Source organism: Rhizobium sp. BR 250 (assembly GCF_047445855.1).
Classification (GTDB): domain Bacteria; phylum Pseudomonadota; class Alphaproteobacteria; order Rhizobiales; family Rhizobiaceae; genus Agrobacterium; species Agrobacterium tumefaciens_I.
In genome coordinates, this window is record NZ_JARWKW010000001.1 from 484,821 (window position 1) to 506,375 (window position 21,555).

A 21,555-nucleotide genomic window follows, 5' to 3' on the forward strand; every position below is an offset into this window, starting at 1 on the left:
ACCCCAAGGGGTCTATATATTATTGTCGTTCCGCCTGGCCAATGATGTCGCAGCAGTTTTCACATGAACCGGATACCAGGAGCAGGCCAAGCGCCTCGCCGTCGGTCCGGATGCTGCCAGTTTACAGAGGCCCGGCAGGAGACTTCATTTCCGGCACATCCTTGCACTCATATGAAAGGCTCGTCCGTGTGGCGGGCCTGTTCTCGTATAAAACAAGGCTGCGCCGAGGAGCACAGCTTACATGGCAGACAAAATGCTTATCGACGCCTCCCACGAAGAGGAGACACGCGTAGTCGTTGTCCGTGGGAACCGGATCGAAGAATTCGATTTCGAATCGGAGCACAAGAAACAGATCCGCGGCAATATCTACCTTGCCAAGGTCACGCGCGTTGAGCCCTCACTGCAGGCGGCCTTCGTTGACTATGGTGGAAATCGCCACGGCTTTCTCGCTTTTGCGGAAATCCATCCGGATTATTATCAGATCCCGCTTGCCGACCGTCAGGCCCTCCTGAAGGCGGAAGCCGAAGATCATCGCCGCAGCGACGATTTCGAATCCGCCGACGCACCCGAGCCCGCAGCACCGATGATCGACCTTTCCCAGGTGGATCAGCCGGATGTCGGCATTGTTTCCGCGGATGAAATCACTGAAACCGTCGTCACGGAAGAAGCAGCGCCCGTCGCGGAAGCTGTCTCCGAGGAAGCGGCCGTAGAAGCGGTTGCGGAAGAAGCGCCCGCCGAGGAAGAAAAGCCGAAGAAGCGCACCCGCCGCCCCCGCGCCAAGAAGAAGACCGCGGAAGAAGAAGCCGCAGCGGCCGAGGCTGCCGAAGCGTCTTCCGAAGACGATGGTAGCACCGGTGGCGAAATGGCCGCCATGGTCGATACCGACACGATTTCCGAAGAAGTCGAAGGTCTTCGTCGCGGCAACGACGATGATGACGACGACGATGATGACGATCATCACGAAAAGGAAGTCATCGAATCCGTCGGCGCTGAAGACGCGATGGAGGAAGTTCCCGATCGCGTCGCCCGCAAGCCGCGCAAGCAGTATCGCATTCAGGAAGTCATCAAGCGCCGCCAGATTCTTCTGGTGCAGGTGGCCAAGGAAGAGCGTGGCAACAAGGGTGCCGCACTCACCACCTATCTGTCGCTGGCCGGCCGTTATTCCGTGCTGATGCCGAATACGGCGCGTGGCGGTGGCATTTCCCGCAAGATCACCCAGCCGACCGACCGCAAGCGCCTGAAGGAAATCGCACGCGATCTGGAAGTGCCGCAGGGCATGGGCGTTATTCTGCGCACCGCAGGCGCCAACCGCACCCGCGTCGAAATCAAGCGCGACTTCGAATATCTGATGCGCCTGTGGGAAAATGTCCGCACGCTGACGCTGAATTCCACGGCGCCCTGCCTCGTTTACGAGGAAGGCTCGCTGATCAAGCGTTCGATCCGCGATCTCTATAACAAGGATATCGGCGAGATCATCGTTTCGGGCGAAGACGGCTATCGTGAAGCGAAAGACTTCATGAAGATGCTGATGCCGAGCCATGCCAAGGTGGTTCAGCCCTACCGCGACATTCACCCGATCTTCTCGCGCTCCGGCATCGAAGCCCAGCTCGACCGGATGCTGCAGCCGCAGGTCACGCTGAAGTCGGGCGGTTACCTCATCATCAACCAGACGGAAGCGCTGGTTTCGATCGACGTCAACTCCGGCCGTTCGACGCGCGAGCATTCCATCGAGGAAACCGCGCTGACGACCAACCTCGAGGCTGCGGAAGAAGTGGCGCGCCAGCTGCGCCTGCGCGATCTTGCCGGCCTCGTCGTCATCGACTTCATCGACATGGAAGAAAAGCGCAACAACCGCGCTGTCGAAAAGAAGCTCAAGGATTGCCTGAAGAACGACCGCGCGCGCATTCAGGTCGGCCGCATCTCGCATTTCGGCCTTCTGGAAATGTCGCGCCAGCGCATCCGCGCCTCGGTGCTGGAATCGACCACGCAGGTCTGCCAGCATTGCGGCGGCACGGGCCATGTGCGCTCGGAATCCTCCATCGCCCTGCATGTTCTGCGCGGCATCGAGGAATATCTGCTGCGCAACACCACCCACAACATCACCGTGCGCACCACGCCGGAAACGGCGCTTTACCTGCTCAACCACAAGCGTGGAACGATTGTCGATTATGAAGGCCGCTTCGGCGTGTCGATCATCATCGCCGCCGATTCAGGCGTCGGCGCCCAGCATTTCGCCATCGACCGCGGTGAAGCCGTCGAAAATCCGGTGAAGATCGAAAGCCTCATCCAGATGCTGCCGAACTTCGTCGAAGAGGAAGACGATTTCGTCGCCGAGGTGGAAGAGGACGAAGACGAGGAAGAAATCGTCAAGGCCGAGAGCGCCCAACCACGCCAGCAGCCGCAGGGCGAAAATGGTGAGGATGGCAAGCGTAAACGCAAGCGTCGCCGCCGCCGTCGCGGCAAGGGCGGTCAGGGTGACCAGAACGGCGCGCTCGATGGCCAGTCCGCTGATGCGGAAGGCGATGATGCCGAAGGTGACGACGATGGCGTCGAAGCCGATGAGGCAGGCGCAGACGCCGAAAACGGCACGACGGAAGCGGTAACTTCCGAAGAGGATGGCAAGCGCAAGCGCCGTCGTCGTGGCAAGCGTGGCGGCCGCCGCAACCGTGCGGAAGACGAGGCTCTCGACGCCGCCGATTCCGAAGCCGAGGATGAAGGCGAAAGCGAAGAAGTTTCCGCCGAAGCAGCCGTGAGCGAAGAGCCGGCCGCCGCCGAAGTGGTGGAAAGCGCAGTCGCCAAGGTTGTTGAAGAGGAAGCGCCGAAAAAGCCGCGCCGCACCCGCAAGGCAAAGGCCAAGACGGAAACCGAGGAAGCACCGAAGACCGAAGCCGTCGAAACGGTCGAGCCGGTGATCGTCGAGGAAACCGTCGTTGACGTCGCCGTCGAAGAAGTGAGCGAAGCTCCGGCCGATCTCACTCCGGAAGCGGAAGCACCGGCGAGCGAAGAAAAGGTTCGCGCGAACCGGGGCAGCAACGTCTCGCATTCCGAGCCGGTGGTGACCTCTTCCGGTTCGCCTGCAACACCGGAAGGCGATGAGCCCAAGCCGCGCAAGGGCGGCTGGTGGCAGCGCCGCGGCTTCTTCTGAGAGAAGTGATACTGAATAAAAACGCCCGCAACATGGTTGCGGGCGTTTTGTTTTGTCGGTGCAAGAACGAGCGTTTTCTACGCTGAGACGGCGAAGCGCACCAAGTCGATTGGTTTCCGAAGGACGCACCACGGAAGATCGAACCCATTAATTCGGCGAAAAGCTTGCTTTTTTTGCAATCGCTCCCCTCCCTCATCCCTGCGACAAGCACAGGAATGAGGGGCGATATAACCGTCCGTCAAACAGACCGCGTCAAACCGCCATCAACCCGAATGTTCTGTCCGGTGATATACCCCGCCCCTTCAGACGCAAGAAACGCCACGGTGGCGGCGATTTCCTCGCTCTTCCCGTAACGCTGCATCGGCACGCTTTCACGGCGCTCCTCCGTGGCCGGCAGGCTGTCGATCCAGCCGGGCAGGACATTGTTCATGCGCACATTATCCGCCGCATAGGTATCGGAAAAAATCTTGGTGTAGGAGGCAAGGCCGGCGCGGAACACCGCCGATGTCGGGAACATGGCGCTCGGTTCGAAAGCCCAGGCCGTCGAGATGTTGACGATCGCACCCGCCCTCTGTTTCACCATGATGGGCGCTACGATCCGCGTCGGGCGGATGACGTTCATCAGGTAGACATCAAGGCCGGTGTGCCATTGCTCGTCGGTAATATCGAAAATGGAGGCGCGCGGGCCATGCCCGGCGCTATTAACCAGCACGTCGATGCGGCCGAATTTCTCGAGCGTCTGATCCGTCAGTCGCTGGAGATCGTCATTGGACTGGTTGGAACCGGTGACACCAATACCGCCCAGTTCCTTCGCCAGCGCCTCTCCCTTGCCGGAAGAGGACAGGATCGCGAGGCTGTAACCATCCGCTGCCAGACGTTTCGCCACGGCCGCGCCCATGCCGCTGCCACCTGCCGTTACAATCGCCACTTTTTCTGCCGACATCGCTTTTCTCCATGTCCAATCCGACGGGTGTCCTGCACCATATTGGCCCATCTATAACGGGTTTCAAAGGCGAGTTCGAACCAGAAAGCCTTGCAGCCCATGCAGAAAAACTGATGCTGGAAATCTCAGCCCAAACTGCTCCCCTCTGCCGGGTGGGCGTTCCGGCTGTCGGCTGGCGCCTCCTCCCGTTCCTGCAGACCATAGTCGCGGATCACATGTGCAATACGCAGCCGGTAATCGGAAAAGACGCCGGATCGGCCCAGCGCCTGTGCTGCGCGATGTGGCATGGTGTTGCGCCATGCCCGCACCGCCTCCTCATCCCGGAAGAAGGACAGGGAAAGCATCTTCTCCGGATTGCTGATGCCCTGAAACCGCTCGACGGACAGGAAACCATCAATGGTTTCGAGTTCGGCCCACAGGCCGGCGGCAATATCCAGATAATGCTGTTTCTCGCCCTCCGCCGGCCAGACCTCGAAGATGACGGCGATCATTGCCCGCCTCCCGTCTGCGGGCCGGAAGCGAGGCGCAGGAACAGCCGGTCCTCGCGGCGGATGAATTGTTCCCGGCGGGCGAATTCATAGTTTTCCCGCCCCGCCGGGTCGGCGGCAAGTCGCGCCCGGTAGGCTTCGTAAGCGGCGAGATTTTCAATGTTGTAGACACCATAGGCAATCGTGCTCGATCCCTCCTTCGGCGCGTAATAACCGATGAGATCGGCACCACAGCGCGGTATCGCCTCACCCCAGTTGCGGGCATATCGGTCGAAGGCCTCGACCTTGAAGGGGTCGATCTCGTAGCGGATGAAACAGGTCAGCATCATTGGGCTCCTCGTGTTGTGTCGCTCCCTTTTATACCATTGCCCCGCATCGATGCTTCGGCTATCATCGAAGCATGAAAGACGGACCTCTTATCGCCAATGTCGCCGCCCTGATCGGCGACCCTGCCCGCGCCAACATATTAACGGCGCTGATGGATGGACGTGCGCTGACGGCAAGCGAGCTTGCGGAAGCCGCCGGCGTAACCCTGCAGACTGCCAGCGGGCACCTTTCCAAGCTCTCCGAGGCACAATTGCTGAAGGCGGAAAAACAGGGGCGGCATCGTTATTTTCGTCTCTCCGACGAAGATGTGGCGCAGGTTCTGGAAGCCTTGATGGGGCTTGCACAGCGCACGGGCGCGGTCCGCGTGCGCACCGGGCCCAAGGACAAGGCGCTGCGTGAAGCACGCATCTGTTACGATCACCTGGCAGGGGAAAGCGGTGTGGCACTGCTTGCCGCCATCACCGCGAAGGGGCTAGTGACGCCCGGTGACGACCCGGCGCTGACGGATGATGGGCGCGATTTCTTCTCGAACTTCGGCATCGATCTTTCGCCGCTCGAAAAGGCGCGGCGGCCGGTGTGCCTGCATTGCCTGGACTGGAGCGAACGCCGCCATCACCTCGGCGGCGGGCTCGGCGCATCGCTGCTTGAGGCCATGCAACAGCGCGACTGGCTGCGGCGCGGAAACGGCCGTGTGCTGACCTTTACCGCAAAGGGCGAAAAGGCCTTTGTCAGCACCTTTGGCTGCACGCCCGCCTGATTTCGGAAGGAGGCGGGCATGCTGGCTTATTTCAGCCAGCCGGCAATACGTCCCACCGCCTCGGCAATGTCAGATACCGAACCCGCATAAGAAATACGCAGCGCCCTGTGGCCTTCCTCGGGATCAAAATCCATGCCCGGCGTCGCCGCCACATCGATCTCCGCCAGCATGCGCTTGGCGAAATCCATGCTGTCATTGGAAAAACGGCTGGTATCGACATAGGCGTAAAAAGCCCCGTCCATCGGGGATGCCAGCGGCAGGCCGATTTCCGGCAGGCGCGCCATCAGGAAATCACGGTTGGTACGATAGCTTTCCCGGTAGACATCAAGCTCTTCCGCCGCCGAAAAGGCTGCGGTCGCCGCAAGCTGCGAGAGTTCCGGCGGTGAGATATAGAGGCTCTGGGCCAGGCACTCGACCGGACGGACGAGATTTTCGGGCAGCACCATCCAGCCGATACGCCAGCCGGTCATGCAATAATATTTGGAGAAGGAATTGATGATGATGGCGCTATCGGTGATTTCGAGCGCGCTCGTCTCTTCCCCGACGAAGGTCAGTCCGTGATAGATCTCGTCGGAAATGAAGGCCATGTCGCGGCTTTCGCAGTAGCTCGCCAGCCGCTTTAGCGCCTCGCGGCCAGTAACTGTGCCGGTCGGATTGGCGGGGCTTGCCAGAAGCACGCCCTTCAGCTTGCAGCCGGCTTTCGTTTCCGCGCGTTCGAGACTTGCCGGTGTCAGCGTGTAGCCGGTTTCGGCCGTGACCGGCACTTCCACGACATTGAGGCCGAGCGCTTTCAGAATATTGCGATAGGCCGGGTAACCGGGCCTTGCGATAGCTACATGGTCGCCGGCATCGAACAGGCTGAGGAAGGCAAGATTGAAGGCGGCGGACGAACCTGTTGTCACGGCAATGCGCGCCGGATCGATGGCGACCTGATGGCGCAGCCGGTAATGGCCGGCGATCGCCTCGCGCAGTTCACGCAGGCCGAGCGCGTCAGTATAACCGATGCGCCCGTGTTTCAGCGCTTCCTGAGCCGCTTCCAGCGAGGCTTTCGGTGCGGGATGGGAAGGCTGGCCGACCGCCATGGAAATGACGGGGCGTCCCGCCTGCCTGCGCCTGTTCGCTTCCGCCAGGATATCCATGGCGTGAAAGGGTTCGACTGCGCTCCGCTTCGACATCGTAATCAAGGGCATGCTCTTTCCTGAACCATATTTCAGAGACTTGCCGCAGAATCACAATCTTCACAATCATGCGATCATAATGCGGACAAGTATTTTTGCCGTATGGCATTTGGCTTAAAGTAAGGTAATTGCCTTCATAAGATTTCAAGAGGCTCCGGCCGAACAGAATGAGGACCGATATGGCGCATTTTCTCCGTTCCACCCTTCTCGCCAGCGTGACGGCCCTTTCAACGGTATTCGCTTCCCTGCCCGCCCATGCGCTCGATGAGCAGCAGAAGAAGGAAATGGGCGAGTTCATCAAGCAATATCTGATCGAGAACCCGGAAATCATGCTCGAGGTTCAGGATGCGCTTGAACGTAAGCAATATGCTTCGCGCAACGCCAAGGCCGCAGAAGCGGTTGCCGACAACAAGAAGGCCATCTTCGAATCGAAATACGACATGGCGCTCGGCAATCCCGACGGCGACGTCACGCTGGTCGAATTTTTCGACTATAATTGCGGCTATTGTAAACGCGCCATGGGCGACATGGACAATATCCTGAAGGGCGACAAGAAGGTCCGCGTCGTCCTCAAGGAGTTTCCGATCCTCGGGCCGGAATCGGTCGCCGCACACCGTGTCTCCAACGCCGTGAAGCTTTTGGCGCCCGCCAAATATGCCGAATTCCAGCGCACCCTGCTCGGTGGCCGTGGACGGGCCAACGAGGACAGCGCCATGGAAGTCGCCACCTCGCTTGGCCTCAAGGAAGCCGATATCCGCAAATCGATGGCGGAAAACCCCAATGACGCGCAGGTTCAGGAAACCTACAAGCTGGCAAACAGCCTCGGCATCACCGGAACACCCTCCTACATCGTTGGCAACGAGGCGGTTTTTGGTGCTGTTGGTGCCGACCCGCTGAAGGAAAAAATCGCCAATATGCGCAGCTGCGGTAAAGCCACCTGCTCGTGATTCACGCGCAAGGGCCTCATTGCCTGTGAGATAAGGGCCAGCCCCTGCGCTTTCGGGCTTGCAGGGGCTTTTCCTTGACGGCTGCGCAGTCTATAGGTGTCGCTGATTTTCTTATGGAAACGCGAATGAGCAACATCATCATCGTCATCAACGGCCCCAATCTCAACATGCTGGGAAAACGGGAACCGGGTATCTACGGTGGCAAAACGCTGAAAGACATAGAAAATGATTGCGTGAACGCCGGAGCCGATCTCGGCTTTTCGGTGGAATTTCGCCAATCCAACCACGAGGGCGTGCTCGTGGACTGGCTGCACGAGGCGGGCGAGCGGGCGGCGGGTGTCGTCATCAATCCCGGCGCTTACAGCCACACCTCCATCGCCCTGCACGACGCCATTCGCGCAATTTCGACGCCGGTCGTCGAAGTGCACATCTCCAATATCCATGCACGGGAAGAATTCCGTCACAAATCGATGGTCTCGCCCGCAGCCAAGGGTATGATCTGCGGCTTCGGACCATATGGATACGTCATGGCGCTTCACGCGCTGAAGAACATCACGGCATAAAAAGAAACAAAGAATAGGGTTTGTCATGTCTGAAAAGAAACAGGGTATCGACAAGGAACTGATCCGCGAACTCGCGAATATCCTCAATGATACCGACCTTTCGGAAATCGAAGTGGAGCAGGAAGACCTGCGTATCCGCGTTTCCCGCGCGGCTCCCGCTCCCGCCACGGTCTATGCCGCAGCACCCGCCGCTTATGCGCCCGCGCCGGCAGCAGCAGCGCCTGCAGCCGCACCGGCAGTTGCTGCCCCGGCCGCAGCTGCGGCGTCTGCAGCACCGGCCCGCAACCCGGCCAACACCGTCTCTTCGCCGATGGTCGGCACGGTCTATCTGTCGCCTGCTCCTGGTGCCCGCCCCTTCATCGAAGTCGGCGCAACCGTCAAGGAAGGCCAGACCATCCTCATCGTCGAGGCCATGAAGACCATGAACCAGATTCCGGCACCCAAGTCCGGCAAGGTCGTGGAAATCATCGTCAACGACGCACAGCCCGTGGAGTATGGCGAAGCCCTCGTGGTCATCGAATAAAGGCGGTTCAGCATGGTTTCGAAGATCCTCATAGCCAACCGTGGCGAAATCGCGCTGCGCGTCCTGCGCGCCGCGAAAGAGCTTGGCATTCCCACCGTCGCCGTGCATTCCACGGCCGACGCGGACGCCATGCATGTGCGCCTTGCCGACGAAAGCGTGTGCATCGGCCCGCCGCCCTCGCGTGACAGCTACCTCAACATCCACCAGATCGTTGCGGCCTGCGAAATCACCGGTGCGGACGCCGTTCACCCCGGTTACGGCTTCCTGTCGGAAAACGCCAAGTTTGCCGATATTCTCGACGCGCACGGCATCACCTTCATCGGGCCGACCGCCGAACATATCCGCATCATGGGCGACAAGATCACCGCCAAGCAGACGGCGCAGGAACTCGGCATTCCCGTCGTTCCCGGCTCCGACGGTGAAGTGAAGCCCGAAAACGCGCTTGAAATCGCCCGCACGATCGGCTTCCCGGTCCTCATCAAGGCGACGGCAGGCGGTGGCGGCCGCGGCATGAAGGTGGCCAAGACCGAAGCCGATCTGGAAGAAGCGGTTGCAACCGCCCGTTCCGAAGCGGCAGCAGCCTTCGGCAACGATGCCGTCTACATGGAAAAGTACCTCGGCAAGCCGCGCCATATCGAGGTGCAGGTTTTCGGCGATGGTGAAGGCAATGCCGTTCACCTTGGCGAACGCGATTGCTCGTTGCAGCGCCGTCACCAGAAGGTGCTGGAAGAAGCCAATTCGCCGGCACTGACCGTTGAACAGCGCATGAAGATCGGCGAAATCTGCGCCGACGCCATGCGCAAGCTGAAATATCGCGGCGCCGGCACCATCGAGTTCCTTTATGAAAACGGCGAGTTCTATTTCATCGAAATGAACACCCGTCTGCAGGTGGAGCATCCGGTCACGGAAGCCATCACCGGCATGGATCTCGTGCAGGAACAGATCCGGGTCGCTTCCGGCCAGGGCCTGTCGGTCACGCAGGCGGATATCGAATTCCATGGCCATGCCATCGAATGCCGAATCAATGCCGAAGACCCGCGCACCTTCGTTCCCTCGCCGGGCACGCTGACCTATTTCCACACGCCGGGCGGCCTTGGCGTTCGCGTCGATTCGGGTGCCTATCAGGGCTACAAGATCCCGCCATATTACGACAGCATGATCGGCAAGCTGATCGTTCACGGTCGCGACCGTGACGAATGCATCCGCCGCCTGCGTCGGGCGCTGGACGAGTTTGTCGTTGATGGCATCAAGACCACCCTGCCGCTTTTCCAGGACCTCCTCCAGAACGAGGATATCCTGAAGGGCGATTACGATATTCACTGGCTGGAAAAATACCTGGCCGGTGACGCGTCTCACTAAGACGATATGGTTGGGCGGCGCAGCAGAAATAACGGCATAACGGTCGATATCCTGCTGCGCGCCTATTCCGCCGGCCTGTTTCCCATGGCCGATTCGGCAGACGATCCGGAGCTTTTCTGGGTCGAGCCGGAAATACGCGGTATCATTCCGCTCGATGATTTCCATGTTTCCAAAAGCCTCGCCAAGGCGATACGCAAGAAGCCGTTCGAGATACGCGTCAACACCGCCTTCGAAGCGGTGATTGCGGGCTGCGCGGCGGAAGCGCCGGACCGGCCAAGCACCTGGATCAACGCCACGATCCGCAGGCTTTATACCGAGCTCCACCAGATCGGCCACGCCCACAGCGTCGAGGCGTGGGAGGGTGATGAGCTTGTCGGCGGGCTTTACGGCGTTTCGCTTGGCGCTGCCTTCTTCGGCGAAAGCATGTTTTCCCGCCGCACCAATGCGTCGAAGATTTGCCTCGTGCATCTGGTGGAACGGTTACGAGCGAAGGGATTCGTGCTGCTCGACACGCAATTCACCACAGAACATCTGAAGACATTCGGGGCTATAGACGTGCCGAAGCTGGAATATGCCAAGATGCTCGATCTCGCCGTGAACCGGCCGAGCCTGCAATTCTAGTCTTTACGTTAGGTTATTTGCTTGCCGTGGAGGGAGCCGGAACCTCGGAGTCCTGCTTGCAACCCGTCAGCCACACGTCATAGATCGGGTGTTCGACGGCATTGAGGCCGGGGCTATCGGCAAACATCCAGCCGGTAAAGATACGGCGGATCTTGCGGTCGAGGGTGATTTCATCGACTTCGATGAAGGCGTCGATCTTCTGGGTTTCGGTCTGGTCACGGGAGTAGCAGACCTTCGGCGTCACCTGAAGCGCGCCGAACTGCACCGTCTCGTCGATATAGACATCGAAGGAAGTGATGCGGCCGGTGATCTTGTCGATGCCGGAAAACACCGCAACGCGGTTTTCCAGACGGGCGGCGGAGACGGGTGAGACGAGGAGAACAGCAGAGACAGCCGCAAACAGCGAGACTGTCAGCGCACGCAAAGAACGATCCCGCGTGATTTTCCTCATAAAGTGGTCTCCAAAATTTGCCTGTGTCGCTATTCCGACTGGATCAACGCCTAAGGGCGGAATGTGGCAAAAACCGGTGGGCCGGATGCCGGCGCGGTGTTTTGCACAACACCGCGCATCTGAAATGCTCAGTTGCCGGGGGTCCAGGCGTCGTAGTCGCCGGTCACGCGCGGGCGCTCACCGGCTACCGCCAGCGATCCCTGCGGACGATAGGCCTTGGAGGTGCCGGTGTGGTTGGGCTGGTGCGGCTTCTGCCATTCGCGAGCCGCGTAGCTTTCCTGGCTCGGCGGCACGTCGGTGCGGTAGTGCATCCAGCCATGCCAGCCCGGCGGAATGGCCGACGCTTCGGCATAACCGTTATAGATCACCCAGCGGCGCGGCATGCCCCATGAGGTGGTGCCACCTTCATAATAGGTGTTGCCCAACTCGTCCTGTCCTACCTTCTTGCCGAAACGCCAGGTGTGAAACCGCGTTCCGATCGTCTGGCCGTTCCACCAGGTGAAGATTTGCGTCAGGAGAGTCTTCATTATGCGTTCCTCGGGCTTGAATGCGCCGCAGCGATTTTCCGTGCACGGCACAAGACATGCTTATGCCGCCCCTCACGGCAATTGTCCAGCATTTCGAGATATATCCGCGCTATTTCAGCTTCATCCTGAAGCCCAGATGCCGCTTCTCGAAACCCAGCCGCTCGTAGAAGCGATGCGCGTCCAGCCGGGCCATGTTGGAGGTGAGTTGCGCGGCGTTCAGCCCCTGGCGGCGGGCTTCTTCCAGGCAATGATTGATCATCACCGCGCCGATGCCGCGACCGCGCATATCGGCACGCGTCTGCACCGCTTCGATCACCATCGACTTCGCCCCTCGCCCGACCAGCTTGGTCAGGATCGCCGTCTGAAAGGTGCCGACCACTTCACCATCCAGTTCCGCCACATAAAGCGTTTCGCTGGGCGATGCTTCGATCGCCCGGAAGGCAGCGAGATAGTCCGGCTGCGCCGATTCGTCGGCCGTATCGCCGTGGCCGCCGATCTCGTCGGCGGCAAAGATGGCGGCGAGCGCCGGCAGGTCGTCTTCGCGTGCCGTGCGTATAGTCAGCGTCTGCAATGTCGCATTCATCGTCTCAGGCTCTTTTCCATAACGATGCCGGGCAGACCCTCGATGCCCGCCATGCGCTCGATTCGGTCTACCTCGACAAATCCGACGCCTTCATAAAAGGCGATTGCGACAGTATTTTTAGGCTCGACCTCGAGACGCATGATTTCCGCATCGGGAAAGCAGGTTTCAAGCTCGGCGAAGAGATCGCGGCCCACGCCTTGCCGCTGAAGATCGGGCGCCACATAAAGCTGATGCAGCAGGGCGGTCTTCGCCATCTTGGTGGACATGGAGCCATAGGCCATGCCGCCGATCCGCTTGCCGTCATCGGCCACCAGAAACTCGCCACCCTTTTTCTCGATACGGTCCTTCATGGCCTGCGGCGAATGCCATGCGGCAATCAGCTCGTTTACCTTGTCCGCACCGTAGATCGTGTCATAGGTGGCGTGCCATGTCGTGGCGAGCAGGGTGCGTACCGGCTCGATGTCTCGCAGGCTGGCTGTGCGGATGAAAAACATGATCTGGCTCCGTCTCAGAATAGAAAAAGCCGGGCGTTGATCCCGGCAGCAAGCGATGTCAGCCCCCAATCTCGACGTCATCCTCGGGCTTGTCCCGAGGATGTAATCACGTTTGATCTTGTGGGTCGTTAGATCCTCGGGACAAGCCCGAGGATGACGACGGAGAGGTCTACAGTCTCTCTCAACCTTTTCTGAGAGCCACTCCGGCCCGCAGTTCCTATTCGTCCTCGATGCCGAGCTTGGCCTTGACCAGCGCCTGCACGGCCTGCGGGTTGGCCTTGCCGCCCGTCGCCTTCATCACCTGACCGACGAACCAGCCGGCAAGTGTCGGCTTCGCCTTGACCTTCTCGACCTGATCCGGGTTGGCTGCGATGATTTCGTCCACGGCCTTTTCGATGGCACCGGTATCGGTCACCTGCTTCATGCCGCGGGCCTCGACGATCTCAGCCGGATTGCCGCCTTCGTTCCAGACGATCTCGAACAGGTCCTTGGCGATCTTGCCGGAGATGGTCTCGGCCTTGATGAGATCGATGATATCGCCCAGCTGCTCCGGAGAAACTGGCGTCGTCTCGATATCCTTGCCGAACTTGTTCAGTGCACCGAGCAGATCGTTGATGACCCAGTTGGCGGCGGCCTTCGCATCGCGACCGGCGGCAACGGCTTCGTAATAATCGGCAATCGCCTTTTCCGAAACGAGGATCGAGGCGTCATAGACCGACAGGCCGAGATCTGCCACGAAGCGGGCCTTCTTGTCGTCCGGCAGTTCCGGCAGGTCGACCTTCAGCGCCTCGACGAAGGCATCGTCGAATTCCAGCGGCAACAGGTCCGGATCGGGGAAATAACGATAGTCATGCGCGTCTTCCTTGGAACGCATGGACCGCGTCTCGCCCTTGCCCGGATCGAACAGGCGGGTTTCCTGATCGATGGAACCGCCGTCCTCCAGAATGGCGACCTGACGGCGCGCCTCATATTCGATGGCCTGACCGACGAAGCGGATGGAGTTGACGTTCTTGATTTCGCAGCGCGTGCCGAAACCTTCGCCCGGACGGCGCACGGAAACGTTGACGTCGGCGCGCATCGAACCTTCGTCCATGTTGCCGTCGCAGGTGCCGAGATAACGCACGATGGAGCGCAGCTTGGTGAGATAGGCCTTCGCCTCATCCGACGAACGCATGTCCGGCTTCGACACGATTTCCATCAGCGCCACGCCCGAACGGTTCAGGTCCACGAAGGACATGGTCGGGTGCTGGTCATGCATCGACTTGCCAGCATCCTGCTCCAGATGCAGACGCTCGATGCCGATCTCGATATCCTCGAAATTGCCCTGACGGTCCGGACCGAGAGAAATGGTGATGGTACCTTCGCCGACGATCGGGTCCTTGAACTGCGAAATCTGGTAGCCCTGCGGCAGGTCCGGATAAAAGTAGTTCTTGCGGTCGAAGATCGAGCGGTTGTTGATCTTCGCCTTCAGGCCGAGACCGGTACGCACCGCCTGCTTGACGCATTCCTCGTTGATGACGGGCAGCATGCCGGGCATGGCGGCGTCGACCAGCGACACGTTGGAATTCGGCGCATTGCCGAATGTGGTGGACGCACCGGAAAACAGCTTGGAATTGGAGAGAACCTGCGCATGCACCTCCATGCCGATCACGATTTCCCAATCGCCGGTGGCGCCGGGAATGAAGCGTTTCGGGTCGGGGGTGCGCACGTCTACAAGGGTCATCTGAAGCTCACGATATACGGGTTCTTTGGCCTTGGTGGGTAGAACAAATGGCGCGCGGGCGCAAGACATCTTGCACCCTGTGACACGACGCACCGGCTTTTCGGCGGCGTGGGACACGGGTTTTTTACGCTTCTCGATTTCAATTCAGGTCATGATGACGATCATTCTGTGTTTCCTGATCTATATCGCCTTCAATCTTTTCGTCTTTCTTGTCTATTGGCGGGACAAGCAGGCGGCGGGAAACGGCGGCTGGCGCATTCGCGAAAGCACCCTGCTGTGGCTTGCGCTGGCGGGCGGCAGCATGGGTGCGATTTCGGCGCAACGCCTGCTGCGACATAAAACGCGCAAGGAACCTTTCCGCAGCATCCTGCTACTCATCGTGATGGTGCAGGCAGGCCTCGTTGCATCCCTTGTCATTATGCCGGCGTGGCCGACGCGGCTTGCAAACGACCTTGGGCTTCTCTTTCAGAACTCCGTGCCGTAAAGACCGCTCTCGGCCTCGACCAGTTGCTTCTGCAGGCCGACCGACTGCACGTCCCGATCGAGTTTGGGGGCATAAGAAACCGAAAGCCAGCGAATGCTGTAATCATGATGTCGAAAAAACGCGACGGCGGGCTCGTTCTGGGCATGGGTTTCAAGCAGGATGGCGTCGAACCCCCTTTCCCGGATCAATCGCTCCATATCCGCCAGCAGCAAGGTACCGACGCGTCGCCGCTGAAAATCCGGATCGATCCAGAAATCGGATATCGTCTCGTTGAAATGTTCCCGCGCCGCCCATCCGGCAACCGCGCCACCAAATTCCGCCACGCGGATGGCCAGCCATGACGAGCGGGTGAAATTGGAAAAGGCGCTGGCTGCGTTATCGTAGAGGGTGGGTGTGATGCCAAGCGCCGCAGTTGCCTGCCGCCATGCCCTGAGGCCGATGGCCGCCAGAACCTCCGCTTCCTGCTCATGCGCATTGCGAATGACGATCAAGCCGCGCCCTCCATGGCCGTCGAAAGTAAACCATTGGCAGCGCGATTCGACCAGCAGGGTTTTGTCGCGCTTGCGCGGACTTGACCGCGACGGTTTCGCCCGCTACCCAAAAGGAGCAAGAACGGAGTTTTTATGTTCGCTCAATCGGAGTCCTGGTAAGGGCCCTGCCCGCAAGTTTCTTGCGCGCCGGGCCATATGAAATCGAGCTGGCTGCCCTAACGGCACCCGGGTTTGTTTTCACGCGTCTAGATGACGCCGACCGGACTTCCAAAAATGGACATTTCCCGCGCCGAACAGCGCATTCTTCACCTGCTCGCCCAGGGCGGCAGAATTGAACTCGTTCGAGACGACGCCCACAAAATCGAAAAACTCTCGCTTTTCACGCGTGAGGGCTGGATTTTCAGTGGCCTCGATCTCCTCACCTTCCGCAAGCTGAAGCGAAAGAGGGCCATAGCCTCTTCCGGCGGCAAGCCCTACCGTATCACCACACGCGGGCTGGAACTCGTGCGGGGTGAGCTGGACAACAGATAGAACTGGCCGGGCGGCGGCGGCACACCGTCGCCCGGCATTTACCCAGCGACGGCCACGGCACGAAGAAGGGATTAAGGCGAGAGCCTGCGCTCCAGCTTCACCTTTTCAAGCTCGACTTTCATGATGTCGGACCATTCCATGCCGCGCCAGACGATCTGAAAACCGCAACGCTCGTAAAGACCGATGGCGGCACGGTTTCTGGCGTGGGTGTCGATCGTGGCAAGCGGCAGGCCTTGCGCGCGCATCCTGTCGAAAAAATGGAGGATCAGGGCTTTGCCGATCCCCTTGCCCTGCCAGTTGGGGTCCACCCACAGATCGGAAATATGATGAGGCGCTGTATCGCACGCACCCCAGCCGACAACGAGGCCATCGATTTCGGCGACGACGACATCACCGGTCGGAGACTTGGCGAAATTCTCGAATTCACCCCTCACCCGCTCGATGACATCAGGATCGATATAACTGTCATCGAAGGCCTCACCGGATCGCCAGGCGGCAAAACCAACAAAGCCGACCGCATCGCGATCGGCTTTGTTCATGTCTCTGAGCTTGAGGTCGCTCACCACCACTTGGCGGGAGTGAACTTGCCGGCAGCCTGTTCGATGGCATGGGCTGTCTTGAACAGCGTTTCTTCCTCGAAAGGCTTGCCGATGAGCTGCAGGCCGAGCGGCAGTCCCTTTCCGTCAAGACCGGCCGGAACCGAAAGGCCCGGAAGACCGGCCATGTTGACGGTGATGGTGAAGACGTCCTGCAGGTACATCTTCACCGGATCGGATGCGAGTTCCTCATCACCGACAGCGAAGGCGGAAGACGGGGTGATCGGCGCCAGAATGGCATCAACGCCCTCATGGAAGACGTTTTCGAAGTCGCGCTTGATAAGGGTGCGAACCTTCTGCGCCTTCAGGTAATAGGCATCGTAATAACCGGCCGACAGTACATAGGTGCCGACCATGATGCGGCGCTGCACTTCCTTGCCGAAACCGGCGGCGCGGCTCTTTTCGTACATGTCGGCAATATCCTTGCCGTCGACGCGCAGACCGTAACGAACGCCGTCATAACGGGCAAGGTTGGACGAGGCTTCCGCCGGCGCGACGATGTAATAAGCGGGCAGCGCGTATTTGGTGTGCGGCAGCGAAATATCGACCACTTCGGCACCGGCATCGCGCAGCCACTCGACACCCTTGGCCCAGAGCTTTTCGATCTCTTCAGGCATGCCGTCGACGCGATATTCCTTCGGAATACCGATCTTCAGGCCCTTCAGCGACTGGCCGATGGCCTTTTCATAATCCGGCACCGGCAGGTCGACGGAGGTGGTGTCTTTCGCATCCACACTCGCCATGGTCTTCAGGAGGATGGCGGCGTCGCGCACGTCGCGGGCGATCGGGCCGGCCTGATCGAGCGAAGAAGCATAAGCGACAATGCCGAAGCGCGAGCAGCGGCCATAGGTGGGCTTGATGCCGACGGTGCCGGTGAAGGCTGCCGGCTGGCGGATGGAGCCGCCGGTGTCGGTCGCGGTGGCGCCGGCGCACAGATGGGCGGCAACAGCTGCCGCCGAACCGCCGGAGGAACCGCCGGGCACCAGCTTCTGCTCGGAACCATTGGCGCGCCACGGGTTGATGGCCGGGCCGTACCAGGAGCTTTCATTGGACGAACCCATGGCGAATTCGTCCATGTTGAGCTTGCCGAGCATGACGGCGCCCTGATCCCAGAGGTTCTGGGTGACGGTGGATTCGTATTTCGGCTTGAAACCATCGAGAACATGCGAACACGCCTGTGTGTGCACGTCACGGGTGGCGAAAAGGTCCTTCACACCGAGAGGAACACCTTCCAGCTCACCGGCCTTGCCGGCGGCGATGCGTTCGTCGGAGGCTTTCGCCATGTCGCGCGCCTTTTCCGGCGTCGTCGCCACATAGGCGTTCAAGGCGCCGTTCGCCGCATCGATGGCGGAGAGATAGGCGTCGGTCAGCTCGAGGGCGGAAAATTCTTTGGCCTTCAGCTTTTCGCGGGCTTCGGCAATGGTCAGGCTCGTCAGGTCGGTCATGGTCGGCAACGGCTTTCGAAAATCTCGGAAAAATCGGGCGGCAGAGGCGGTCGCTTATTCGACCACTTTCGGGACCATGAAGAAGTCCCGGTCGGTCGCAGGCGCATTGGCGACAATGTCTTCCGCCTTGTTGCCGTCGGTCACCGCGTCGGCACGTTTTTTCATTTCCACCGGGGTAACGGATGTCATCGGCTCGACGCCGTCGACATTCACTTCCGAAAGCTGCTCCACGAAACCGAGTATGCCGTTCAGCTGGCCGAGCATATTCTGTGCTTCTTCTTCGCTGACAGCGATACGGGCAAGGCGCGCAACGCGCTTTACGGTGGCGAGATCGACGGACATGGTTTTACTCCGGTAGGAATTTTCCTACCCGCTATAATCACCATGTCCGTCCTTCGCAACGGTAGAAAGCATGTCGCGTCAAACTGCGGAGCGGTTTTGCGGCAACGACATGCTCTGGGGGAGCCTCAGAAGGAGAGCGTATCGCCCGTCTTCGGCGTGTGGACACGCGCTTCCGCACCCTCCATGCCGGCCACGAACTTTTCCGGCGTCTGGTCGATGATCGGGAAGGAACCGTAGTGGCAGGGAATAACGTGCTCGAACTTGAAGAAGCGCTGGCAGGCGAGCGCCGCCACGGCACCGCCCATGGTGAAACGATCACCGATCGGCACCAGGCCGATATCCGGCTGGTGCAGTTCGTTGATGAGCTTCATGTCGGAGAATATATCCGTGTCACCCATATGATAGACGGCCGGACCGTCCTCGAAATGCAGCATCAGACCGTTGGCATTGCCGAGCGAATGGGAGACGCCGTCTTCGGTGATCTGGGCCGAGGAATGCAGCGCATTGGTGAAAGTGACGGAAAAACCGTCGAAATGCACGGTCCCGCCGGTATTGCCCATATCGACCTTCGCGACACCCTTTGCGGAAAGCCAGGCGGCAAGATCGGCGTTCGCCAGCACCGTGGCACCCGTTTCGCGGGCCAGCTGGACGGTATCGCCGACATGGTCGCCGTGGCCGTGGGTCAGGAGAATATGGGTGATGCCTTCGGCCGCCGTTTTCGCATCGTGTCCGGCAAAACCGGGGTTGCCGGTGAAGAACGGATCGATGAGGATTTTCGTTCTGCCGTTCTCAAGGCGGAAGGCGGAATGGCCGAGCCAGGTGATTTTCATGGGAAGTTCTCCTTGTATTGCCCTTGTAGTATGACATAGGACGGCTTGAGAAACCGCACTACCGATATTTAGGAGAAGCGACAATGGCCGCTGACAATGACGATTATGTGTATGACGAAGCCACCGGCGAATGGCGGCCGGCTTCCGAACTGGCTGCTGAAGCGGCGCGCTCAAAGGAAGTGCGCGATGCGGCCGGCAATCTGCTGGCGGATGGCGATTCCGTGACGCTGATCAAGGACTTGAAGGTCAAGGGCACCAGCACGGTTATCAAGCAGGGCACCGTCATCAAGTCGATCCGCCTGACCGACAATCCCGAAGAAATCGATTGCAGGCATGATGCGGTCAAGGGTCTGGTGCTGCGCACCGAATTCGTCCGCAAACGATAAGGCAGCGCGCGACATGGCGATACTCAGCATCGAGGAACTGGCGGAAACCCTTCAGCCCGGACAGGCGATTGCCGGCCTCGACCTTGGCACGAAGACCATCGGGCTTGCCATGTCGGACCTGTCGCGGCGTTTCGCGACGCCGCGCCCCGTCATCAAACGGGTGAAATTCACGCAGGACGCGGAAGTGCTGCTGGCTTTTGCCGAAAAGGAAAAAGTCACCGCCTTCATCATCGGGCTGCCGATGAACATGGATGGTTCGGCCGGTCCGCGCGTGCAGGCGACACGCGCTTTCGTGCGCACCATGGGCGAAAAAACCGCCCTGCCCTTCATTTTCTGGGATGAACGGCTTTCCACCGTCGCGGCCGAACGCGCGCTGCTGGAAATGGACGTCTCACGCGCCAAGCGTGCCGAACGCATCGATTCGGCCGCCGCGAGCTTCATTCTTCAGGGTGCGCTGGACAGGCTTTCCGCGCTGACCCGCGCGGCCGACTGACGGCCCTGCCACCAGGCGGCGATCTGCTTTCTCTTGCGGAAGGCGAGGATCGCAAAAACGATCAGGCTGTCGACCGCAATGGCGCGCGCCACCAGCGGCGGCAGGCTTTCCGGCGGCAGGCCGAGAATAGTGCCGTAAATCTCGAATACCAGATCATGTGTCTGGCGCGTCAGCATATAGAAGCCGAAACTCATGTCGTAATAGGAAAGCCAGTACCAGCTGCCAAGCAGCGCGACGGGACCGGCCCAGAGGATCAAAAACCACTTCATGCCGCCTGCCCTCGCGCAAAAATCGTATCGGGAATGCCAGCAAGCACCGCCCAGCGCACCACGGCCATAAGGCACAGGTTCAGCGCCGGCACGTCGATATCCAACGGCAGCATAGCAAAAAACGTCATCATGACGCCCAAGGCTGTCCAGCGGCTCACTTGCGGCTCCCTTATGCGCAGTCATTGCGCATGGTTAACACTTTATTAATACACACTGGACCCGCAGCCGTGGCGAGGCAAATGAAAGCTGTCATTATGGTTAATGCGGCCGGCATGGGTGTGGAAAACCCGTGGCAGAAGCAACGGATGGACCTGCCCTGCGGTTGCCTGCCGATGAAAACATGGCTGATTTTTCTTTAATGCCCCATCGGCCCCGAAGGCCGGCTGACTTCCGCCGGTGAAACCGGCTCAGCCGTAAACGCCGCGCACCAGCCTTTTGACGGCCGTGGCGATCTTGTCCCAGTCCCGGTCCGATTTGAGCGGCACGCCGGCAAACTGGCCGCTTGTGGCAGCGGAGATAACAAGGTGCTGGATGGCGGCGAACAGTACGGCGTTGACGGCAGCGGTATCCACGCCCTTCGGAGCCGCAAGCGAACCGCGCATGCGCTCCAGCCATTTGCCCAGCGACTTGGCGCGGGCTTCGGCCAGTTGGCGCACCTGCGGCGAGCCATCGGACACTTCCCAGGCGATGATCTTGCAGACGAGCGGATCGCTGCGCAGCGCATCCATGAAATAAAGCGCCAGCTTTTCCATGAGGTCGCCATAGGTCAGCAGAAACATGCCGCCGGTATCCTCGGGAATGCGATCCTTCACCCAGGAACCGAGATCCTCGCCGATAGCCTCGATCAGGCCATCAAGGCCGCCGAAATAACGGTAGATCAGTTGCTTGTCACAGCCGGCGCGGCGGGCAACGGCATTGATGCCGAAGCCCTGAAACCCCTCTTCGGCAAGCAGCGACCGCGCCGCATTAAAAATCGCCTTCTCGGTCTGAGCGCGATCCTTGATGCGCTTTTCCGGTCTGTCGGCTGAAATCGCCTCTGCGTTCGCCAGCATGATTCCC

Annotated in this window: 28 protein-coding genes; 11 read left to right on the forward strand and 17 right to left on the reverse strand. The window is 59.9% G+C overall.

Annotation, left to right across the window (positions count from 1 at the left end; all coding sequences use genetic code 11):
* Positions 1 to 241 precede the first annotated feature (241 nt).
* On the forward strand, positions 242 to 3,145 hold the full coding sequence (locus tag QD336_RS02400) for an Rne/Rng family ribonuclease (protein WP_499169147.1): 2,904 nt from the start codon (positions 242 to 244) through the stop codon (positions 3,143 to 3,145).
* A gap of 238 nt (positions 3,146 to 3,383) precedes the next feature.
* Here QD336_RS02400 and QD336_RS02405 read toward each other — a convergent pair whose 3' ends face one another.
* From QD336_RS02405 to QD336_RS02415, 3 genes are all read right to left on the reverse strand, one after another.
* Positions 3,384 to 4,088 (reverse strand): SDR family oxidoreductase, encoded by a 705-nt coding sequence (locus tag QD336_RS02405; protein WP_499169149.1) that lies wholly within the window; start codon positions 4,086 to 4,088, stop codon positions 3,384 to 3,386.
* A 125-nt stretch (positions 4,089 to 4,213) separates the two neighbouring features.
* Positions 4,214 to 4,579: an antibiotic biosynthesis monooxygenase family protein gene (locus QD336_RS02410; RefSeq protein WP_499169150.1), complete on the reverse strand. Its 366-nt coding sequence runs from the start codon at positions 4,577 to 4,579 to the stop codon at positions 4,214 to 4,216.
* Positions 4,576 to 4,902 carry an NIPSNAP family protein gene (locus QD336_RS02415; protein ID WP_499169262.1) on the reverse strand — a complete coding sequence of 109 codons (327 nt, stop codon included), beginning with the start codon at positions 4,900 to 4,902 and terminating at the stop codon, positions 4,576 to 4,578. The genes QD336_RS02410 and QD336_RS02415 overlap by 4 nt, the downstream gene beginning before the upstream one ends.
* Positions 4,903 to 4,976: 74 nt before the next feature.
* On the opposite strand from QD336_RS02415, the gene QD336_RS02420 reads away from it, so the two are divergent.
* Complete coding sequence (locus QD336_RS02420) at positions 4,977 to 5,660, forward strand: ArsR/SmtB family transcription factor (RefSeq protein ID WP_269343674.1); 684 nt, start codon at positions 4,977 to 4,979, stop codon at positions 5,658 to 5,660.
* 26 nt (positions 5,661 to 5,686) lie between these two features.
* Here the strand turns inward: QD336_RS02420 and QD336_RS02425 are convergent, their stop codons facing one another.
* Positions 5,687 to 6,844, reverse strand: a complete 1,158-nt coding sequence (locus QD336_RS02425) for a pyridoxal phosphate-dependent aminotransferase (protein ID WP_269344422.1) — start codon at positions 6,842 to 6,844, stop codon at positions 5,687 to 5,689.
* 173 nt (positions 6,845 to 7,017) lie between these two features.
* On the opposite strand from QD336_RS02425, the gene QD336_RS02430 reads away from it, so the two are divergent.
* The 5 genes from QD336_RS02430 to aat all read left to right on the forward strand — a co-directional run bounded on the left by QD336_RS02430 (position 7,018) and on the right by aat (position 10,851).
* Complete coding sequence (locus QD336_RS02430; RefSeq protein WP_269343676.1) at positions 7,018 to 7,785, forward strand: DsbA family protein; 768 nt, start codon at positions 7,018 to 7,020, stop codon at positions 7,783 to 7,785.
* A 125-nt stretch (positions 7,786 to 7,910) separates the two neighbouring features.
* On the forward strand, positions 7,911 to 8,348 hold the full coding sequence (gene aroQ, locus QD336_RS02435) for a type II 3-dehydroquinate dehydratase (protein WP_006312617.1): 438 nt from the start codon (positions 7,911 to 7,913) through the stop codon (positions 8,346 to 8,348).
* Positions 8,349 to 8,373: 25 nt separating this feature from the next.
* On the forward strand, positions 8,374 to 8,871 hold the full coding sequence (accB, locus tag QD336_RS02440) for an acetyl-CoA carboxylase biotin carboxyl carrier protein (RefSeq protein ID WP_269343681.1): 498 nt from the start codon (positions 8,374 to 8,376) through the stop codon (positions 8,869 to 8,871).
* 12 nt (positions 8,872 to 8,883) lie between these two features.
* Positions 8,884 to 10,230 (forward strand): acetyl-CoA carboxylase biotin carboxylase subunit, encoded by a 1,347-nt coding sequence (gene accC, locus QD336_RS02445; RefSeq protein WP_080825234.1) that lies wholly within the window; start codon positions 8,884 to 8,886, stop codon positions 10,228 to 10,230.
* Between the two features lie 6 nt (positions 10,231 to 10,236).
* On the forward strand, positions 10,237 to 10,851 hold the full coding sequence (gene aat, locus QD336_RS02450; protein ID WP_499169151.1) for a leucyl/phenylalanyl-tRNA--protein transferase: 615 nt from the start codon (positions 10,237 to 10,239) through the stop codon (positions 10,849 to 10,851).
* A 13-nt stretch (positions 10,852 to 10,864) separates the two neighbouring features.
* Here aat and QD336_RS02455 read toward each other — a convergent pair whose 3' ends face one another.
* The 5 genes from QD336_RS02455 to gatB all read right to left on the reverse strand — a co-directional run bounded on the left by QD336_RS02455 (position 10,865) and on the right by gatB (position 14,629).
* Positions 10,865 to 11,302 (reverse strand): DUF2155 domain-containing protein, encoded by a 438-nt coding sequence (locus QD336_RS02455; RefSeq protein ID WP_269343684.1) that lies wholly within the window; start codon positions 11,300 to 11,302, stop codon positions 10,865 to 10,867.
* A 128-nt stretch (positions 11,303 to 11,430) separates the two neighbouring features.
* Positions 11,431 to 11,829 (reverse strand): NADH:ubiquinone oxidoreductase subunit NDUFA12, encoded by a 399-nt coding sequence (locus QD336_RS02460; protein WP_080825237.1) that lies wholly within the window; start codon positions 11,827 to 11,829, stop codon positions 11,431 to 11,433.
* Between the two features lie 109 nt (positions 11,830 to 11,938).
* Positions 11,939 to 12,412 carry a GNAT family N-acetyltransferase gene (locus QD336_RS02465; protein ID WP_499169153.1) on the reverse strand — a complete coding sequence of 158 codons (474 nt, stop codon included), beginning with the start codon at positions 12,410 to 12,412 and terminating at the stop codon, positions 11,939 to 11,941.
* Positions 12,409 to 12,906 carry a GNAT family N-acetyltransferase gene (locus tag QD336_RS02470; RefSeq protein ID WP_269343688.1) on the reverse strand — a complete coding sequence of 166 codons (498 nt, stop codon included), beginning with the start codon at positions 12,904 to 12,906 and terminating at the stop codon, positions 12,409 to 12,411. The genes QD336_RS02465 and QD336_RS02470 overlap by 4 nt, the downstream gene beginning before the upstream one ends.
* A 217-nt stretch (positions 12,907 to 13,123) precedes the next feature.
* The gene (gatB, locus tag QD336_RS02475) at positions 13,124 to 14,629 is read right to left on the reverse strand and encodes an Asp-tRNA(Asn)/Glu-tRNA(Gln) amidotransferase subunit GatB (RefSeq protein ID WP_499169155.1); all 1,506 of its coding nucleotides are present in this window, start codon (positions 14,627 to 14,629) and stop codon (positions 13,124 to 13,126) included.
* Positions 14,630 to 14,780: 151 nt separating this feature from the next.
* Here gatB and QD336_RS02480 point away from each other — a divergent pair, with 151 nt between their 5' ends.
* A complete protein-coding gene (locus QD336_RS02480) occupies positions 14,781 to 15,113 on the forward strand; it encodes a DUF1294 domain-containing protein (protein WP_269343693.1) in 333 nt (110 codons plus the stop codon).
* Here QD336_RS02480 and QD336_RS02485 read toward each other — a convergent pair.
* A complete protein-coding gene (locus QD336_RS02485; RefSeq protein ID WP_499169157.1) occupies positions 15,095 to 15,604 on the reverse strand; it encodes a GNAT family N-acetyltransferase in 510 nt (169 codons plus the stop codon). The genes QD336_RS02480 and QD336_RS02485 overlap by 19 nt on opposite strands.
* Positions 15,605 to 15,877: 273 nt before the next feature.
* On the opposite strand from QD336_RS02485, the gene QD336_RS02490 reads away from it, so the two are divergent.
* Positions 15,878 to 16,135, forward strand: coding sequence for a YjhX family toxin (locus QD336_RS02490; protein WP_269343696.1), 258 nt, complete (start codon positions 15,878 to 15,880; stop codon positions 16,133 to 16,135).
* A gap of 71 nt (positions 16,136 to 16,206) precedes the next feature.
* Here QD336_RS02490 and QD336_RS02495 read toward each other — a convergent pair whose 3' ends face one another.
* From QD336_RS02495 to QD336_RS02510, 4 genes are all read right to left on the reverse strand, one after another.
* On the reverse strand, positions 16,207 to 16,704 hold the full coding sequence (locus tag QD336_RS02495) for a GNAT family N-acetyltransferase (RefSeq protein ID WP_499169159.1): 498 nt from the start codon (positions 16,702 to 16,704) through the stop codon (positions 16,207 to 16,209).
* Complete coding sequence (gatA, locus tag QD336_RS02500) at positions 16,695 to 18,176, reverse strand: Asp-tRNA(Asn)/Glu-tRNA(Gln) amidotransferase subunit GatA (RefSeq protein ID WP_499169161.1); 1,482 nt, start codon at positions 18,174 to 18,176, stop codon at positions 16,695 to 16,697. Before gatA ends, QD336_RS02495 begins: the two co-directional genes overlap by 10 nt.
* 54 nt (positions 18,177 to 18,230) lie before the next feature.
* Positions 18,231 to 18,518, reverse strand: a complete 288-nt coding sequence (gatC, locus tag QD336_RS02505) for an Asp-tRNA(Asn)/Glu-tRNA(Gln) amidotransferase subunit GatC (protein WP_269343701.1) — start codon at positions 18,516 to 18,518, stop codon at positions 18,231 to 18,233.
* A 125-nt stretch (positions 18,519 to 18,643) separates the two neighbouring features.
* On the reverse strand, positions 18,644 to 19,348 hold the full coding sequence (locus QD336_RS02510; protein WP_499169162.1) for a metal-dependent hydrolase: 705 nt from the start codon (positions 19,346 to 19,348) through the stop codon (positions 18,644 to 18,646).
* A gap of 83 nt (positions 19,349 to 19,431) precedes the next feature.
* Between QD336_RS02510 and QD336_RS02515 the strand changes: the two genes are divergently transcribed.
* Together QD336_RS02515 and ruvX are read left to right on the forward strand one after the other, a co-directional pair.
* Entirely contained in the window at positions 19,432 to 19,734 is a 303-nt protein-coding gene (locus tag QD336_RS02515; protein WP_269343705.1) for a zinc ribbon domain-containing protein YjdM, read from the forward strand.
* A gap of 13 nt (positions 19,735 to 19,747) precedes the next feature.
* Entirely contained in the window at positions 19,748 to 20,227 is a 480-nt protein-coding gene (gene ruvX, locus QD336_RS02520; RefSeq protein ID WP_269343707.1) for a Holliday junction resolvase RuvX, read from the forward strand.
* Here ruvX and QD336_RS02525 read toward each other — a convergent pair.
* The 3 genes from QD336_RS02525 to QD336_RS02535 form a co-directional block, all read right to left on the reverse strand.
* On the reverse strand, positions 20,179 to 20,496 hold the full coding sequence (locus QD336_RS02525; RefSeq protein WP_269343709.1) for a DUF6105 family protein: 318 nt from the start codon (positions 20,494 to 20,496) through the stop codon (positions 20,179 to 20,181). The genes ruvX and QD336_RS02525 overlap by 49 nt on opposite strands.
* A complete protein-coding gene (locus tag QD336_RS02530) occupies positions 20,493 to 20,654 on the reverse strand; it encodes a hypothetical protein (RefSeq protein ID WP_499169269.1) in 162 nt (53 codons plus the stop codon). Before QD336_RS02530 ends, QD336_RS02525 begins: the two co-directional genes overlap by 4 nt.
* 249 nt (positions 20,655 to 20,903) lie before the next feature.
* On the reverse strand, positions 20,904 to 21,548 hold the full coding sequence (locus tag QD336_RS02535; RefSeq protein ID WP_269343711.1) for a TetR/AcrR family transcriptional regulator: 645 nt from the start codon (positions 21,546 to 21,548) through the stop codon (positions 20,904 to 20,906).
* Positions 21,549 to 21,555 lie beyond the last annotated feature (7 nt).

What these genes read in the sequence shown, in the direction of transcription:
- QD336_RS02400 (WP_499169147.1), top strand. Translation starts at nt 242, where the DNA reads ATGGCAGACAAAATGCTTATCGACGCCTCCCACGAAGAGGAGACACGC.
- QD336_RS02405 (WP_499169149.1), bottom strand. Translation starts at nt 4,088, where the DNA reads ATGTCGGCAGAAAAAGTGGCGATTGTAACGGCAGGTGGCAGCGGCATG.
- QD336_RS02410 (WP_499169150.1), bottom strand. Translation starts at nt 4,579, where the DNA reads ATGATCGCCGTCATCTTCGAGGTCTGGCCGGCGGAGGGCGAGAAACAG.
- QD336_RS02415 (WP_499169262.1), bottom strand. Translation starts at nt 4,902, where the DNA reads ATGCTGACCTGTTTCATCCGCTACGAGATCGACCCCTTCAAGGTCGAG.
- QD336_RS02420 (WP_269343674.1), top strand. Translation starts at nt 4,977, where the DNA reads ATGAAAGACGGACCTCTTATCGCCAATGTCGCCGCCCTGATCGGCGAC.
- QD336_RS02430 (WP_269343676.1), top strand. Translation starts at nt 7,018, where the DNA reads ATGGCGCATTTTCTCCGTTCCACCCTTCTCGCCAGCGTGACGGCCCTT.
- aroQ (WP_006312617.1), top strand. Translation starts at nt 7,911, where the DNA reads ATGAGCAACATCATCATCGTCATCAACGGCCCCAATCTCAACATGCTG.
- accB (WP_269343681.1), top strand. Translation starts at nt 8,374, where the DNA reads ATGTCTGAAAAGAAACAGGGTATCGACAAGGAACTGATCCGCGAACTC.
- accC (WP_080825234.1), top strand. Translation starts at nt 8,884, where the DNA reads ATGGTTTCGAAGATCCTCATAGCCAACCGTGGCGAAATCGCGCTGCGC.
- aat (WP_499169151.1), top strand. Translation starts at nt 10,237, where the DNA reads ATGGTTGGGCGGCGCAGCAGAAATAACGGCATAACGGTCGATATCCTG.
- QD336_RS02455 (WP_269343684.1), bottom strand. Translation starts at nt 11,302, where the DNA reads ATGAGGAAAATCACGCGGGATCGTTCTTTGCGTGCGCTGACAGTCTCG.
- QD336_RS02460 (WP_080825237.1), bottom strand. Translation starts at nt 11,829, where the DNA reads ATGAAGACTCTCCTGACGCAAATCTTCACCTGGTGGAACGGCCAGACG.
- QD336_RS02465 (WP_499169153.1), bottom strand. Translation starts at nt 12,412, where the DNA reads ATGAATGCGACATTGCAGACGCTGACTATACGCACGGCACGCGAAGAC.
- QD336_RS02470 (WP_269343688.1), bottom strand. Translation starts at nt 12,906, where the DNA reads ATGTTTTTCATCCGCACAGCCAGCCTGCGAGACATCGAGCCGGTACGC.
- gatB (WP_499169155.1), bottom strand. Translation starts at nt 14,629, where the DNA reads ATGACCCTTGTAGACGTGCGCACCCCCGACCCGAAACGCTTCATTCCC.
- QD336_RS02480 (WP_269343693.1), top strand. Translation starts at nt 14,781, where the DNA reads ATGATGACGATCATTCTGTGTTTCCTGATCTATATCGCCTTCAATCTT.
- QD336_RS02490 (WP_269343696.1), top strand. Translation starts at nt 15,878, where the DNA reads ATGGACATTTCCCGCGCCGAACAGCGCATTCTTCACCTGCTCGCCCAG.
- gatA (WP_499169161.1), bottom strand. Translation starts at nt 18,176, where the DNA reads ATGACCGACCTGACGAGCCTGACCATTGCCGAAGCCCGCGAAAAGCTG.
- gatC (WP_269343701.1), bottom strand. Translation starts at nt 18,518, where the DNA reads ATGTCCGTCGATCTCGCCACCGTAAAGCGCGTTGCGCGCCTTGCCCGT.
- QD336_RS02510 (WP_499169162.1), bottom strand. Translation starts at nt 19,348, where the DNA reads ATGAAAATCACCTGGCTCGGCCATTCCGCCTTCCGCCTTGAGAACGGC.
- QD336_RS02515 (WP_269343705.1), top strand. Translation starts at nt 19,432, where the DNA reads ATGGCCGCTGACAATGACGATTATGTGTATGACGAAGCCACCGGCGAA.
- ruvX (WP_269343707.1), top strand. Translation starts at nt 19,748, where the DNA reads ATGGCGATACTCAGCATCGAGGAACTGGCGGAAACCCTTCAGCCCGGA.
- QD336_RS02525 (WP_269343709.1), bottom strand. Translation starts at nt 20,496, where the DNA reads ATGAAGTGGTTTTTGATCCTCTGGGCCGGTCCCGTCGCGCTGCTTGGC.
- QD336_RS02535 (WP_269343711.1), bottom strand. Translation starts at nt 21,548, where the DNA reads ATGCTGGCGAACGCAGAGGCGATTTCAGCCGACAGACCGGAAAAGCGC.